General features: G+C 65.3%; 14 protein-coding genes and 1 tRNA gene. 7 read left to right on the top strand and 8 right to left on the bottom strand.

What is annotated here, in order from left to right; translation table 11 throughout:
• On the top strand, positions 1-897 hold an 897-nt coding region (locus tag E3U47_RS21385), incomplete at its 5' end, for a FecR domain-containing protein (protein WP_134693600.1).
• Positions 898-993: 96 nt separating this feature from the next.
• A tRNA-Met gene (locus E3U47_RS21390) sits at positions 994-1,070 on the top strand.
• Between the two features lie 55 nt (positions 1,071-1,125).
• Here the strand turns inward: E3U47_RS21390 and E3U47_RS21395 are convergent.
• Positions 1,126-1,740 (bottom strand): LysE family translocator, encoded by a 615-nt coding sequence (locus tag E3U47_RS21395; protein ID WP_134693601.1) that lies wholly within the window; start codon positions 1,738-1,740, stop codon positions 1,126-1,128.
• Between the two features lie 197 nt (positions 1,741-1,937).
• Between E3U47_RS21395 and E3U47_RS21400 the strand changes: the two genes are divergently transcribed.
• Positions 1,938-2,843, top strand: a complete 906-nt coding sequence (locus E3U47_RS21400) for a LysR substrate-binding domain-containing protein (RefSeq protein WP_134693602.1) — start codon at positions 1,938-1,940, stop codon at positions 2,841-2,843.
• On the opposite strand, the gene E3U47_RS21405 is transcribed toward E3U47_RS21400, so the two are convergent.
• Positions 2,783-3,367, bottom strand: a complete 585-nt coding sequence (locus E3U47_RS21405; RefSeq protein ID WP_177414261.1) for a D-Ala-D-Ala carboxypeptidase family metallohydrolase — start codon at positions 3,365-3,367, stop codon at positions 2,783-2,785. The two genes, E3U47_RS21400 and E3U47_RS21405, sit on opposite strands and share 61 nt — an antisense overlap.
• A gap of 65 nt (positions 3,368-3,432) precedes the next feature.
• Between E3U47_RS21405 and E3U47_RS21410 the strand changes: the two genes are divergently transcribed.
• Complete coding sequence (locus E3U47_RS21410; RefSeq protein WP_134693603.1) at positions 3,433-4,596, top strand: hypothetical protein; 1,164 nt, start codon at positions 3,433-3,435, stop codon at positions 4,594-4,596.
• Between the two features lie 53 nt (positions 4,597-4,649).
• Here E3U47_RS21410 and rimI read toward each other — a convergent pair whose 3' ends face one another.
• Positions 4,650-5,105, bottom strand: a complete 456-nt coding sequence (rimI, locus tag E3U47_RS21415) for a ribosomal protein S18-alanine N-acetyltransferase (RefSeq protein WP_134693604.1) — start codon at positions 5,103-5,105, stop codon at positions 4,650-4,652.
• Positions 5,102-5,887, bottom strand: a complete 786-nt coding sequence (locus tag E3U47_RS21420; protein ID WP_134693605.1) for an energy transducer TonB — start codon at positions 5,885-5,887, stop codon at positions 5,102-5,104. The genes rimI and E3U47_RS21420 overlap by 4 nt, the downstream gene beginning before the upstream one ends.
• Positions 5,888-6,091: 204 nt before the next feature.
• On the opposite strand from E3U47_RS21420, the gene mksB reads away from it, so the two are divergent.
• The 3 genes from mksB to mksF are packed head-to-tail and all read left to right on the top strand — an operon-like array spanning position 6,092 to position 10,906.
• Positions 6,092-7,381 (top strand): Mks condensin complex protein MksB, encoded by a 1,290-nt coding sequence (mksB, locus tag E3U47_RS21425; RefSeq protein ID WP_134693606.1) that lies wholly within the window; start codon positions 6,092-6,094, stop codon positions 7,379-7,381.
• Positions 7,371-8,078, top strand: coding sequence for an Mks condensin complex protein MksE (mksE, locus tag E3U47_RS21430; RefSeq protein WP_134693607.1), 708 nt, complete (start codon positions 7,371-7,373; stop codon positions 8,076-8,078). The genes mksB and mksE overlap by 11 nt, the downstream gene beginning before the upstream one ends.
• Entirely contained in the window at positions 8,075-10,906 is a 2,832-nt protein-coding gene (gene mksF / locus E3U47_RS21435; RefSeq protein ID WP_134693608.1) for an Mks condensin complex protein MksF, read from the top strand. Before mksE ends, mksF begins: the two co-directional genes overlap by 4 nt.
• Before the next feature lie 128 nt (positions 10,907-11,034).
• On the opposite strand, the gene E3U47_RS21440 is transcribed toward mksF, so the two are convergent.
• The 4 genes from E3U47_RS21440 to rpmA form a co-directional block, all read right to left on the bottom strand.
• Complete coding sequence (locus E3U47_RS21440) at positions 11,035-11,496, bottom strand: CreA family protein (RefSeq protein WP_134693609.1); 462 nt, start codon at positions 11,494-11,496, stop codon at positions 11,035-11,037.
• Between the two features lie 5 nt (positions 11,497-11,501).
• Positions 11,502-12,620: a glutamate 5-kinase gene (proB, locus tag E3U47_RS21445; protein ID WP_134693610.1), complete on the bottom strand. Its 1,119-nt coding sequence runs from the start codon at positions 12,618-12,620 to the stop codon at positions 11,502-11,504.
• An 87-nt stretch (positions 12,621-12,707) separates the two neighbouring features.
• The gene (gene cgtA / locus E3U47_RS21450) at positions 12,708-13,931 is read right to left on the bottom strand and encodes an Obg family GTPase CgtA (RefSeq protein ID WP_134693611.1); all 1,224 of its coding nucleotides are present in this window, start codon (positions 13,929-13,931) and stop codon (positions 12,708-12,710) included.
• A 187-nt stretch (positions 13,932-14,118) separates the two neighbouring features.
• Complete coding sequence (gene rpmA / locus E3U47_RS21455) at positions 14,119-14,376, bottom strand: 50S ribosomal protein L27 (protein ID WP_003247464.1); 258 nt, start codon at positions 14,374-14,376, stop codon at positions 14,119-14,121.
• Positions 14,377-14,382 lie beyond the last annotated feature (6 nt).

Raw genomic sequence — 14,382 nt, forward strand, 5'->3', positions numbered from 1 at the left:
CCTGAGCACGAAGCCCTGGAATGGTTCACCCGCCTGCGCCAGCCCAGCTGCGACGAACGCCTGCGCCAGGCCTTCGCCGCGTGGTGCCAGGACCCACTCAACGCCCATGCCTACGCTGCTCTGGAAACCTACTGGCAACAATTGCAGGTACCTGCGGCGCGCCCACGGCCACGGATCATCAAGCTGCGTCACAGCCGCATGGGCCTGCTGCTGGGGCTGTTGTTCCTGATGCTGCTGGCGCTGCTGGCCTGGCTCTATTGGCCCATGCTGCAACGCCTGGGCAGCGAACTGCACACCGACATCGGCGAGCGACGCAGCGTGCGCCTGGCCGACGGCTCGACCCTGCACCTGGACAACGCCAGCGCGATGAACGTCGACCTGCGCGGCCGCACCCGCCTACTGCAGCTGGTGCAGGGCCAGGTGTACCTGGAAGTGATGCTCGATGGCCGGGCCATGGAGGTGCAGGTCGATGACACCCGGATCCAGGTGTTCGGCACTCGGCTGCAGATCGCCCGGCATGCCGACCACGACGAACTGGTGGTGCTCAGCGGCAAGGCCGCAGTCCTGCAGGATGGCGACCAGCGCCTGGTGAATGCCGGCGAACGAGTGACGTTCAGCGAAAGCCGCATCAATCCGGTGGAAAAGATTGATGCCAAATTGGCCGATGCCTGGCGCAACGGCCAATTGAAGGCCAGGAACCTGCCGTTGAGCGAAGTGCTGGAGCGCCTGGCCGATTACCGTGGCCAGCGTGTCTGGATGATGAACGAGCAAGCAGCCTATCAGCGGGTCAGCGGTGACTTCGACCTCGACCACCCGGCGCAGAGCCTCGAGCGCCTGGCCACCGATCAGCAATTGCGCCTGCACAACCTGCTCGGCCATTGGCTGATCGTGCGCTGAGGCGCCCTTCCCGGCTAAGCGTTTGAAAGGTTGGAAAATTTTTTTGAAAACGCTGTTGACAGGATCGCGATTCGAGCTAATAATGCGCGCCAAGTTGGCTACATAGCTCAGTTGGTTAGAGCATAGCATTCATAATGCTGGGGTCCGGGGTTCAAGTCCCTGTGTAGCCACCAACTTCTAAAAAGGGCTTATCGAAAGATAAGCCCTTTTTATTTGCCTGCGAACAAGCTATTTCACCCCCGCTACCACAACGGCCAGCCCAAGGCCGATCAAGGCTACCCCGATTACCCGATCCACCGTGCGCTGACGCTCGATCATCGCCCCGCGCAATCGCGCACTGGAAAAGAACACCGCCACCAGGCTGAACCACACCCAGTGGGCGAACGACATGAACGCGCCATAGGCGAAATCCAGCGCCAGCGGGCTGCCGGGCTGCACCACCTGGGTGTAGGCACTGACCACGAAGAGCATGGTCTTGGGATTCAGCGCGTTGGTCAGAAAGCCCGTGCGCAACGCGCTCGCCACGCCGGCCTCGCTGTGCGCCAGGCCGTCGAGGCTGATGCGCGTGGTGTTGGTCAGCGACCTATAGCCCAGGTACACCAGGTAGCCCGCCCCTACCACCTTCATGGCCAGGAACAGGGTCGGGCTCTGGCTGATGATCACGGCAATGCCGAGCACGGTGTACAACACATGCACCTGCACGCCCAGGGCAATGCCCACCGCCGCGGCGAGGCCAGCCTTGCGGCCCTGTGCATAACTGCTGCGGGTGACCATGGCGAAGTCGGCGCCGGGACTTATGACGGCCAGGATGGTGAACAGGGCGACAGCGATGAGTTCGTTCACAAACAGGTATCCTCGAGGAAAATTCACGGAAGATAGAATTATCTTGGTGCCTTGAACGAGTAAAAATCGATTTATAGTCTGGCAAATCTGCTAGTTTTACTCACCTATTTTCATTGAATTGACTGGCCTATCGCGCGCTTCACACTGCACTCGTGGGAGCGGGCTTGCCCCGCGATAAAGCCGGAACAGGCCAGCACATGAAACTGCCTCCCCTTACCGCCTTTCGCTACTTCGACATCGCCGCCCGCACTGAAAGCTTCGTGCGCGCCGCCGAACACCTGCACGTCACCCACGGCGCCGTCAGCCGGCAAGTGCGCCTGCTCGAGGAAAGCCTTGGCGTGGCATTGTTCGAACGGCGCAACCGGGCGATCTTCCTCACCCCCGCCGGGCGCGAGCTGCACAGCACCACCCAGTCGATCTTCGAGCAATTGCAGGGCGCCGTGCAGCGCCTGCAACAGCAGCCTGAAGACAACGTTCTGGTGGTCTCCTGCGAACCGACCATCGCCATGCGCTGGCTGATCCCGCGCCTGCCGCGATTTCACGCCGCACACCCCGGCTTGCAGCTGCACCTGGTGGCGGCCGGCGGGCCGGTGGACTTCGCCCGTGGCGGCATCGACCTGGCACTGCGCCGCGATGACTTCCATTGGGATCGCCAGTTGCACAGCCTGAAGATCTGCGATGAGTGGATCGGCCCGGTCGCAAGGCCAGACCTCAAGGAGCAACGCTTGCTGCACAGCGCCACCCGCCCCGATGCCTGGGCCACCTGGCTACGCCTGAGCGGCCACGGCATCCGGCACACGGCGCGCAGCGACTTCGAGCACTTCTACTTGTCGCTCCAGGCCGCCAGCGCGGGCATGGGGCTGGCCATCGCCTCGGCGCTGATGGTTCGCGACGAACTGGACAATGGCCAGCTACAGGCGCCGTACAGCTTCCTGCGCGATGGCTCCGGCTACCACCTGCTCAGCCCGCGGCCACTGGACGACGGCGGCAAGCGTCAGCACTTCGCACAGTGGGTCGGCGACGAGTGCCAGGCCTGCCTGGCTCACCTGGGCTTGCTGCAGAACGACGAGCCGGCCCCGCCATCACCGCCCCAGGTGCGATAGCCGGCCGTGTCGATATGGATACGCCCCGAGGGGTAACGGCCAAGCCCCATGCTCCAGGCCTGGCCGTGCTGCTGCCAGAAGCGGCACAGCGGGTTAGGGTCGGCCCAGGGCGGCAGCAGCAAGTCGACGGCGAAAGCGCGCATGTGCGCGCTGCTCGGCGCGCCGCCGGCACAGGCATTGAGCCGGGGTTCGCGGTAGGCCGACACCACCTCGAACTGAGGCAGGATGCCCTGCTGGTCCAGGGTCTTGGTCAATGCCAGGGTCGAACGCACCGCCGGCCAATGGCTGGCCGGCGGCACCGCGAAGGGTGAAGCCTTGCACAAGCGCCAGTCCGAGGCAGAGCGCAGCAACTGATGGATCGGCACCACGCCATACAGCCGGGCGTCCACCAGCATTTCACGAAACCTGCGGTTCTCGTGATCCCCGGCCCACTGGGCGAACATCCACACATCGCGCTCATCGGCCTGGACCGCACCCAGCCCGAGCAGCGCGCTAGCCAATAGCCATATCCTGGCGCTTTTCATTCCCCCACCTCTTCATCCACCATGCTCGGTCCGCCGTCCTGGCGGCCACTGACAAGGAGTTAAGCATGCACAAGATTGCTGTATCGGGCCTGGCCGCCCTCGCCTTCAGCGGCCTGGCCATGGCCGACGCGCAGATCGACCTGGGCGACGCCCAGCGCGTGACCCGGCTGTTCGCCTACCCCAACAACTGCAACGTGATCTGCTATCGCGACTGGACCCTCGAACAGACCGTCGAGCACTACCTCACCCAGAGCGTGCAGCGCGACGGCTATGCCAATGCCAAGGTCACGGTGAACCGCGACAACGACAAGCTGCACGCCAGCATCACCGACGTACCGGCGAGCTACGCCGAACCCTTGCGCAAGCTGCTCGACAGCGGCGAGCTGGCCTACCAGGGCGCCACCCGCCTCAACCAGAAAGGCGGCTGGGACTACAGCTGGTACCTGTTCCTGCCCCTGGGCATGGCCCTGGAGAACCGCCGCAGCATCGAACTGCTGCACTTCCCGCCGGACTATTCGCTGACCCGCTACCAGGACTACCTGAAGTCCAACACCACCGACCGTTGGGCGCAGCTGCTGACCTTCAACGGTGTCGAGGCTACCCAGACCCCGGCCTACCAGACCATCGTCGACATCGCCCCGATCGCCGCGCCGGCAAGCGCTGGCAAGGACCTGGAAGGGGTCTACAGCTACTTCAACGACTACCAGGTGCGCATGGTCAAGGAAGTGACCCTGACCCACGATGGCAAAGGCGCCTTGCCGATGGTCGCGTTCGGCGCGCCGGTGCGGGCCTGGATCCAGCAGCAGTATGGGCCGAAGGTCAACGTGCTCGGCTTGGTGAGCATCAGCCCCGAGGCCAACAGCGCCAAGGTGCCCGTGCTCGGCGCCAACCACCCGAGCGCGATCTGGTACGCCGCCGACCCGAAAAGCTACGACGGCGACCAGGACAAGGCCGACGCCGCAGGCCTGAAGATGATGGGCCAGGACCTCTCCGCCGCCTGCTGGCAGGCCGGCATGGGGCGCAACCCGCAGGCCGATGCCAAGCTCACCCTGGATGCCTGCACCAGCAAGTGGCAGGTAACCCAGAAGAAACAGACCTGCGAATTGTTCTACCGCACCATCCGCGAGATGACCCCGGAGCAGGCAGCGGCCAAGTGCAATACCGGAACGGTGACGCGCAGCTTGCGCGACCTGCGTAAACCGGTCGAAGTGCAGCACCCAGAGATCTGAGTTACCTGCACAAGGGGCCGCGTAGCGGCCCCAACACAAGACAGCGTGCGAAATCAGTCTTCGAGCAACGTACAGGCCATCACCAGCGCATCTTCCCGCCCGCCCGCCATCGGGTAGTAGTCACGGCGACGGCCGACTTCATTGAAGCCATAGCGCTCGTACAAGCGATACGCCGACTGGTTGCTGGCACGCACCTCGAGGAAACACTCCCGGCCATTGAGCTGGTAGGCCCGGGCCATCAGGTGTTCGAGCAGGCGCAGGCCGAGGCCACAGCCCTGGTTCTCCGGCTTGACGGTGATGTTGAGCAGGTGCGCCTCGTCGATGATCACGTTGATCACGCCATGGCCGACCTGCTGCTGGCCGTCGAACATCAGCCACACTTCGTAGGACTTCAGCGCATCCAGGAAGATGCCGCGGGTCCAGGGATGGCTGAAGGCGGCATATTCGATCTTCAGCAGGGTATCCAGATCCGCCTCGGTCGCCGGGCGGAAACTGATCGAGTCACTCATTCAACGCGTTTCCAGCGCGCCATCAGCTGGCGCATGGCTTTCCAGACGTCCGCCTTGCGCTGCGGCTCGTCCATCAACAGTTCAAGGCCGGGCAAGGCCCAGGCATCGCCGAGCAGGTCGACCTTGAGTTCTTGGTAGTAGGCCTCGGCATCGACCTGGCCGGCAAAGCGAATGGCCGGCAGGCCGATCAGCCACAGGCAGGCGCACGGCGCCTCTTCCAGGCGCGCGGCGATAAAGCCCTGGACAAAGTCCCGGGCGGCATCCGGCCCCTGGTCCATGTTGCCGCGCATCAGTAACGGCCAACGCACCGGCTCGCCAATGATCTGCGGGGCGTCCGGCAGGCCGGCGGCGCGCAGCATGTCCTTGAGCAGCAGGTAGGACGGGTCGCGGCTCTGGAACGGCTGGCCGGTGGCCAGCTCCACCAGCAGCAGACAGTCGCCGGCACGCAGCAACTGCAGGGCGAAGCGTGGCGGTGGCACAGGCGCCGGACGCGGCGCGGGAGGCTCTGCCTCGGCCTCGACCGGCTTGGCGGCGGCTTTCGGCGCGCTGCCCGGGCGCGGGATCTCGATCTTCGGCCGCTCGGCACGCGCCTGAGGGGCTGCCGGGGTGGAGCTCGGCGCAGGCGCGGCCGGACGCACCTCGAAGTCGACCTCATCGACCGGTGCCACCGGCAACAACAGCTCTGGCCGCGACGGCGCGGCGAACGGCAGTTCGGCGCGCGGCAGCCAGTGCACCACTTGCATGGCGGACAGGTAGGCGCGGCGACGGGACTCGATCAGCAAGGGGCGGGTATCCGGGGTATTCGTGACAGTCGGCCATTCTAACGCCGTTACCTGGGATGCGCCGCAACAGATTGTCGGTCATCGCGGGCCAGTGAATCCCCCTTTGCGCCTCAGGGTTATCCCCATAACGGACCAAGGGGTGAAATCCTCCCCCCTGGATGCAGTACAATCGCCCCTTTTATTTGGCAACGAGTCGACCCGCCAATGATCGAACCCAAGCGCGTCCTGCGCGCCCTAGCCGAACACTGGGCCTTGATCGAGCCGCTGTGCGAGCGCTTCGACCAGGGCACCCTGAGCCTGGTCGAGCTGCGCCAGCAGCTGGCCCGCCAGCAGGTGGAAAGCACCCCGCAGGACATCACCCAGCTGCTCGACGTATGGATCCGCCTGGACATCCTGGTCCCGGTGGCCAAGAGTCCGAACCGCTTCGAGCTCAACGCGCAGATCCACGACTTCCTCGCCTACCTGCGCCGCGAGCACCGGCTGGGCCTGTGCCTGGAGATCGAGGCCTACCTGCGCCACCTGGAACGCCTGGCCGGGCATATCCAGGATGCCTTCGACAACCGCGACAGCGACGACCTGGCGCGCCAGCTGCGCCTGCTCGACATGCGCGTGCGCGACGTGCTGAAGAAGCTCGACAACGACGAGCAGGCCCTGCAGGCCGTGGCCGAGCGGGCCAAGACCAGCAACCGGCAGATCCCCCTGCGCCAGCGCTACGCCGAGGTCCTGGCGACCTGGGACGAATACGTCGAACCGATGATCCAGCTGGTCAACGCCGACGGCGCCTTCGAACAGGGCGTGCGCAAGGTCGAGACCGTGCTGCTGCGCCTGCTGGGCGAGCAGGCGCGCCTGGGCCACCTGGTCGACGACGACATGCTGCTGCGCACCCACGCGCGAATCCTCGAAATGCAGACCAGCGCCCAGCTGACCCTGCGTCACGCCCGCGAATTGCTGCTGCCGCTGCGCGAGGAAGCCCGCCGGCACAATGCCGTGACCCGCGGCGCCGCGCTGGCCCTGTCGGTGATCCGCAAGAAAGGCATCGACGCCGTGCCGCAAGCGGCCATGCCGATGTTCACCCGCCCGCAGAGCACCTTCCTCGGCAGCGCCAGCCAGGTCGAGGCCTACGTCTACGCCCTGGCCCGCTTCGAGCCCAAGCCGGCGCGCTTCCCAAAAGCGCACAAGACCCACAAGGGCCCGATCCCGCGCGCGCCACGCACGGTCAAGGAAATGCTCGAGCGCTGCGAAGACGCCCTGCCGCTACCAGACCTGATGGTCTGGCTGCTGGAACAGGAGCCCGAGGGCGCCACCGACGAGCTGCTGTACTGGTTCTCGCGCCTGTCGCGGGAAAAGCGCTTCAGCCGCCAACGCCTCGACCGCCAGCAGTACACCACCCGCGAACACCTGGTCAGCCTGCGCTCCTTCGCCCTGACGTCCAGCCGCGCAAACCAGCCGGCCACCACGACCGAATCCACCGCGAGCCCCACCCATGCATCTTGATCTTTCCGAACTGTCCCAGCTCGCGCCGATCTTCCGCGAGCTGTTCAAGGGCTTCCACGTCAGCCGCCGCGACCCGGAGCTGTACGCCCAGCTGTCGAACTTCCAGGACCAGTACCGCACCCTGTTCAAGGCCCTGGGCTTCGAGCTGGTGTGCGACACCCGTGGCTTCTACTACTTCGTTCCCGAGCAAGCCGCCGCGCAGGTGAACAAGACCGCCCAGCGCCTGTCGCTGTTCACCTTCATCCTGGTCGAGCACCTCGCCGACCAGGGCCGCGACCCCATGGTGGTGCTCGACGGCGGCAGCATCGGCCGCGACGAGCTGCCTTCGCTGCTGGACAAGTACCGCGACCTGTTCCTGCAGGCCGAGGTGCAGACCGTCGAGGAGCTGGAAGAAAAGATCCTGCGACGCATGACCCAGCTCGGCTTCGCCCACGAGGAAGGCGGCATCTACCGCTTCCTGCCACCGATGCACCGTTTCCTCGACGTGTGCCTGTCGGTGCAGCAGGACCGCGACCTGGCCGCCACCTTGCACAGCGACCTGCCGCTGCCGGTGCCAGTACTGGTCGAGGAAGAGACCCCCGAACAACTCAATCGCACCGACGACCCGCTCGATCTGTCGCCCTTCGATGGCGAAGAGAGCGAGGAAGACGCCCTGGCCCGGGCGATCCGCGAAGAGCAACAGGAGATTGACGCATGAGCCAGGAACGCTACGGCATTCGCCGCTTCGCGCTGCTCAACACCGCCGGCTACAGCCTCGGCCTGTTCCCCCTGGAACACCCGCTGTCGGTCTATGGCGCCAACAACCTGGGTAAATCGGCGTCGATCAACGCCCTGCAGTTCCCGATCCTGGCGCGCATGTCGGACATGAGCTTCGGCAAGTACAGCCTGGAACAGTCGCGGCGCTTCTACTTCGCCAGCGACACCAGCTACATCCTCTGCGAGCTGAACCTGCCCCACGGCCCCCACGTGATCGGCGTGGTCGGCCGCGGCCCAGGTGGCGGCTTCGGCCACCAGTTCTTCGCCTACCAGGGCGAGCTGGACCTGGCCCACTACCAGAAAGACGACACCTGCCTGCGCCAGAAAGAGTTGTTCACCAACCTCGAGCGCCACGGCCTGAAGGCCTACGAGCTCAAGCCGGACGAACTGCGCCGGCTGCTGGTCGGTGGCCACACCTCGGTGCCGCTGGACCTGACCCTGATCCCGCTGCGCTCGACCAGCGAGCAGAGCCTGAAGACCTTCCGCGCGCTGTTCATCAACCTGCTGCACATGCGCGAGATCACCGCCGCCAAGCTCAAGCAGCTGTTCCTCGACGCCTTCGAGCACAGCCTGCGCTCGGGCAGCGTCGACTACATCGCCGCCTGCGAAGAGGCGTTCCGCGACGTGCGCCGCATGGAAGGCGACTACAACGCCCTGGTGGCCGCAGGCCCCTTGGTCGAGGCCCTGGCCGGCGGCGTGGCCCAGCGCGACATCCTGCGCGGCAAGCTGCACCGCATCTCGCCATTGCTCGACAACCTGCTGGGCACCTGGCAGGAGTACGCCATGGCGCGCAAGGAAGAGCTGACCATCCAGGCCGAGCACTACCGTGGCGAGCAGGACCGCCTGCAGAACGACCAGCGCGGCGGTACCCAGGAGCTGATGCGCCTGGAGCGTGAAATCACCGGCATCCAGCGCTGGCTGGGCGAGCTGTCGGTGCTCAAGCACCGCTTCGCCCTGGTCGACGACGTCAAGGTCCTGGAGCAGCAGTTGCTGGCGGCCAAGGACGCCCACGACGAGCTGGCCGGCGCCCTGGCCCAGTCCCGCCAGTTCTCCGCCGAGGACCTCGACGAACGCGTGCGCGACCTCGAGAAACGCGTCAAGGCGGTCAAGCAGCAGCTCGACCACGCCGACAACAACAGTTACGCGCGCCTGCGCGAGGAGTTCTCGCAGCAGGATGTCGACCGCCTGATGCGCCTGTTCAACGGCGCGCTGTTCAGCCTGCCGCTGGGCGAGCGCGGCATCGAACTGGACGACAGCGACGTGTGGGTGAAAACCCTGGAAGGCGTGCTCGACCGCTTCAAGGGCGAGCGCTTCGAAGTGCCGGGCCTGTCCATCGACATCTCGCACATCGACCCGCCAGCCCTGCAGGCCCTGGCCGACCGCGCCGCCCTGCGCGACCAGAAAGAACGCCTGGAAAAGGAGCTCAAGCAGCTCAAGACCCAGCAGGCCGTGGCCCTCGACCGCGCCGCCAGCAAGGCCCAGACCGAAGCCCTGTACCAGCAGGTGCTGGATGCGCAGAAAGCCCTGGAAGACTACCGCCGCACCGAGACCCTCAGCGCCGAAGAGCCGGAAAAGCTGGAGCAACTGGGCCAGCTGGAAGCCGCCCAGGACGAGCTCAAGCGCTCCAGCGACGCCTTCACCGAGCGCGTCCAGCAGCTGTCGGCCAAGTTGCAACTGGTAGGCCGGCAGATCGCCGACCTGGAAGCCAAGCAGCGCACCCTGGAGGACGCCCTGCGTCGTCGCCAGCTGCTGCCGGCCGACCTGCCGTTCGGCACGCCGTTCATGGAAGCCATCGACGACTCCATGGACAACCTGCTGCCACTGCTCAACGACTACCAGGACAGCTGGCAGGCCTTGCAGCGCGTGGACAACCAGATCGAGGCGCTGTATGCCCAGGTGCGCCTGAAAGGCGTGGCCAAGTTCGACAGCGAAGACGACATGGAGCGCCGCCTGCAACTGCTGATCAACGCCTACTCGCACCGCACCGAGGAAGCGCTGACCCTGGCCAAGGCCCGCCGCGCGGCGGTCACCGACATCGCCCGGACCCTGCGCAACATCCGCAGCGACTACGACAGCCTGGAGCACCAGCTGGCGCTGTTCAACCGCGAGATCAACAAGCGCCAGGTGTCCAACCTGGAGAGCTTCCGCGTGGTACTGGCGCCGAACAAGGAAGCGCTCAAGCACATCGACCAGATCATCCACAGCGCCGGCCAGTACGAGGAAGGCGAGACCCTGTCGGTGTTCGACCTCACGCAGAGCGCCGAGCAGGACCACAAGAACGAAGAGGCCAAGGAGTACCTGGCGCGGCTGGTGGCGGCCAACCACAACCAGCTGGGCCTGAAGGACCTGTTCGAGCTGGCCTTCGAGATCACCAAGATCAACGGCCAGCCGGTGATCCATGCCGACATCGACGGCGCGGCGTCCAACGGCACCACCATGACCATCAAGGCGCTGACCAACATGTACCTGTTGCTGCACCTGATGGACCGCGACCTGGCCGGGCGCATTCGCCTGCCGTACTACCTGGACGAGGCGGCTGACATCGACGAACGCAACCAGGCCGCGCTGCTGGAGACCAGCCAGCAACTGGGCTTCGTGCCGATCCTGGCGAGCGTGAAGCCGCAGGTGTCGGCGCGGGTGGCGATCGACCTGGAAGGCGGTAGCGGGCCGAACGGCATCTACATCGACGAGGCGGATTGGAAGTACATCAGCCGCCTGGATGAAGTGAAGGCCATCGTGCGCGAGGATGAGGCCGAAGAGTTGGCCTGAGGTAATTGGGGCCGCTTTGCGGCCCTTTCGCGGCACAAGGCCGCTCCTGCAGGGATATGCGTTCCCCTGTAGGAGCGGCCTTGTGTCGCGAAAGGAGGCCAAAGGCCTCCCGGCGATCTACCAGGCTATCAGTGAGCCCAAGGCAGGATCGGAATCGCAGTCACCGCATTCTGCGGGCTGCCTTCGATCATGCGATCGCTGTACACCAGGTACACCAGGGTATTGCGCTTCTTGTCGAGAAAACGCACCACCTGCATGGTCTTGAACACCAGCGAGGTGCGTTCCTTGAACACCTCCTCGCCATCCTTGAGCTCACCCTTGAAGTGGATCGGCCCGACCTGACGACAGGCAATCGACGCCTCGGCGCGGTCCTCGGCCAGACCCAACCCACCTTTCAGGCCGCCGGTCTTGGCTCGCGACAGGTAGCAAGTCACGCCATCGACCTTCGGGTCGTCGAACGCCTCGACCACGATGCGATCATTCGGCCCGACGAACTTGAACACGGTGGACACCTGGCCGATTTCCTCGGCCCCGGCCAGCATCGGCAGCGCCAGCGCGGCGGCGGCAATCAATCCTTTAAGCACTTGCATCTCCTTCAGACCAACACCAGGTTGTCGCGGTGCACCAGCTCAGGCTCGGCGCTGTAGCCCAGCAGGCTTTCGATGGCGTCGGACGCCTGGCCGATGATCTTCTGCGCCTCCAGGGCGCTGTAGTTGGCCAGGCCACGGGCAACTTCCAGGCCATCGGGGCCGACGCAGACCACCATCTCGCCACGGCGGAAACTGCCTTGCACGGTCTTCACGCCCACCGGCAGCAGGCTCTTGTGCGATTCGCGCAGGGCCTTCACGGCGCCATCGTCGAGCACCAGGGTGCCACGGGTTTGCAGGTGCCCGGCCAGCCACTGCTTGCGCGCGGCGAGCATGCCACGCTCGGGCGACAACAGGGTGCCCAGGCGCTCGCCGGCCTTCAGGCGATCCAGCACGCGCTCGATACGCCCGCCGATTATGATGGTGTGGGCACCGGAACGGGCGGCCAGGCGCGCGGCGCGCAGCTTGGTCTGCATGCCGCCGCGACCGAGGGCGCCGCCGGTACCGCCAGCCACGGCGTCCAGCGACGGGTCGTCGGCACGGGCTTCGTAGATCAGCTGGGCTTCGGGATTGTTACGCGGGTCAGCGTCGAACATGCCGTCGCGGTCGGTGAGGATCACCAGCAGGTCAGCCTCCACCAGGTTGGCCACCAGCGCCGCCAGGGTGTCGTTGTCGCCGAAGCGGATCTCGTCGGTAACCACCGTGTCGTTCTCGTTGATCACCGGCACCACGCCCAGGTCGACCAGGGTGCGCAGGGTACTGCGGGCGTTCAGGTAACGCTTGCGGTCGGAGAGGTCGTCATGGGTCAGGAGGATCTGCGCGGTGTGCTTGCCGTGCTCGCCGAAGCTCGACTCCCAGGCCTGCACCAGGCGCATCTGGCCCAGCGAAGCGGCGGCCTGCAGCTCGTTCATCGCGCTCGGTCGCGTGGTCCAGCCCAGCTGGCTCATGCCCGCCGCCACGGCGCCGGAGGAAACCAGCACCAGTTCCACGCCCGCTTCACGCAGGGCCACCATCTGCTCGACCCAGACCGCCATCGCGCCCCGGTCAAGGCCCTTGCCATCGGCGGTCAGCAGCGCGCTGCCGATCTTCACGACCCAGCGCTTGGCGCCCGTCACCTTGCTTCGCATCTTCTCTTCCAACCTATGTCGAATCTGTAGATACCTTGGATACAAAAACGCCGCTCCAAAGAGCGGCGTTTAGTGTACTGCAACCGATCAGTCGCGCACGTAAATGATTTCCGGGCCGTCTTCGTCGTCCTCGAAATCATCCCAGTCGTCATCGTCGCCGATGTCGTGCACGCTCTTGACGCCGGTGCGGCGCAGGGTGCGGGCATCGTCCAGGGCTTGCAGCTGGGCGCGGGCCTCGTCCTCGATGCGCTGGTCCAGCTCGGCCAGTTCGGCGGCGTAGGCCGGGTCGTTGGCCAGGCGGTCGGCGCGGTCCTCGAGGTAGCGCATCAGGTCGTGGCTGAGCTTTTCGGTGCCCTGCTTGGCGATGGCCGAGATGACGTACACCGGACCATCCCAGTTCAGGCGCTCGACCACTTCCTTGACGCGTTCGTCGCGCTCGTCGTCCATGATCATGTCGGCCTTGTTCAGCACCAGCCAGCGCTCGCGGTCAACCAACGCCGGGCTGAACTGCGCCAGCTCGTTGATGATGATCTCGGCGGCATCGGCCGGGCTGCTGCCGTCCAGCGGCGCCAGGTCGACCAGGTGCAGCAGCACGCGGGTACGGGCCAGGTGCTTGAGGAAGCGGATACCCAGGCCGGCGCCTTCGGAAGCGCCCTCGATCAGGCCGGGGATGTCGGCGATGACGAAGCTCTTCCAGCGGTCGACGCTGACCACGCCCAGGTTCGGCACCAGGGTGGTGAACGGGTAGTCGGCGACCTTCGGCTTGGCCGCCGAAACCGAGCGGATGAAGGTGCTCTTGCCAGCGTTCGGCAGGCCCAGCAGACCGACGTCGGCCAGGACTTTCATTTCCATCTTCAGGTCACGCTGATCGCCCGGCTTGCCAGGGGTGGTCTGGCGCGGCGCACGGTTGGTGCTCGACTTGAAACGGGTATTGCCCAGGCCGTGCCAGCCGCCCTGGGCGACCATCAGCTTCTGGCCGGGGGTGATCAGGTCACCGATGACTTCCTGAGTCGAGGCGTCGATCACGGTGGTGCCGACCGGCACGCGCAGGAACAGGTCCTCGCCTTTCTTGCCGGTGCAGTCGGTGCTGCCGCCGTTCTGGCCGCGCTGGGCTTCGTGGTGACGGGTGTAGCGATAGTCGACGAGGGTGTTGAGGTTCTCGTCGGCCACCATGTACACCGAGCCGCCATCGCCGCCGTCGCCGCCGTTGGGGCCACCGTTCTCGATGAATTTCTCGCGGCGGAAGCTCATGCAACCGTTGCCGCCGTCACCGGCCTTAACCCGGATCGATACTTCGTCTACAAACTTCATTCAAAACCGCCTCTCGTCAGGTGACGAGTCGAAAACCAAAAAACCTTGAGGCTCTTGCAAAAATGAGCGCGGCGGCCCCGTACCATCAGAAACCAACGCCGGCAGCCCAGACAAACAGCTTTGCAAGAGGCTCACCACAAACGAAAAAGCCCCGTCGCATGACGGGGCTTCTGGAGCGACGTCGCGATTAGGCTGCGACGATGCTCACGTAACGGCGCATGAACTCGCCTTTCTTCTCGAACTTGATCACGCCTTCGATCTTGGCGAACAGGGTGTGATCCTTGCCCATGCCAACACCGTAGCCGGCGTGGAATTCGGTGCCGCGCTGGCGGACGATGATGTTGCCTGGCTTGATAACCTGGCCGCCATACATCTTCACGCCAAGGCGTTTCGATTCTGAGTCGCGACCGTTACGAGTACTACCACCAGCCTTCTTGTGAGCCATGGTTCA

Origin of the sequence: Pseudomonas sp. RIT623, from assembly GCF_004519305.1 — a bacterium.
Lineage (GTDB): Bacteria > Pseudomonadota > Gammaproteobacteria > Pseudomonadales > Pseudomonadaceae > Aquipseudomonas.

Bases quoted from the DNA above. Each gene is read 5' to 3' on its own strand.
- rpmA (WP_003247464.1), bottom strand. From the start codon at position 14,376: ATGGCTCACAAGAAGGCTGGTGGTAGTACTCGTAACGGTCGCGACTCA.
- E3U47_RS21410 (WP_134693603.1), top strand. From the start codon at position 3,433: ATGCACAAGATTGCTGTATCGGGCCTGGCCGCCCTCGCCTTCAGCGGC.
- E3U47_RS21405 (WP_177414261.1), bottom strand. From the start codon at position 3,367: ATGAAAAGCGCCAGGATATGGCTATTGGCTAGCGCGCTGCTCGGGCTG.
- mksB (WP_134693606.1), top strand. From the start codon at position 6,092: ATGATCGAACCCAAGCGCGTCCTGCGCGCCCTAGCCGAACACTGGGCC.
- proB (WP_134693610.1), bottom strand. From the start codon at position 12,620: ATGCGAAGCAAGGTGACGGGCGCCAAGCGCTGGGTCGTGAAGATCGGC.
- mksF (WP_134693608.1), top strand. From the start codon at position 8,075: ATGAGCCAGGAACGCTACGGCATTCGCCGCTTCGCGCTGCTCAACACC.
- cgtA (WP_134693611.1), bottom strand. From the start codon at position 13,931: ATGAAGTTTGTAGACGAAGTATCGATCCGGGTTAAGGCCGGTGACGGC.
- E3U47_RS21440 (WP_134693609.1), bottom strand. From the start codon at position 11,496: ATGCAAGTGCTTAAAGGATTGATTGCCGCCGCCGCGCTGGCGCTGCCG.
- mksE (WP_134693607.1), top strand. From the start codon at position 7,371: ATGCATCTTGATCTTTCCGAACTGTCCCAGCTCGCGCCGATCTTCCGC.
- E3U47_RS21400 (WP_134693602.1), top strand. From the start codon at position 1,938: ATGAAACTGCCTCCCCTTACCGCCTTTCGCTACTTCGACATCGCCGCC.
- rimI (WP_134693604.1), bottom strand. From the start codon at position 5,105: ATGAGTGACTCGATCAGTTTCCGCCCGGCGACCGAGGCGGATCTGGAT.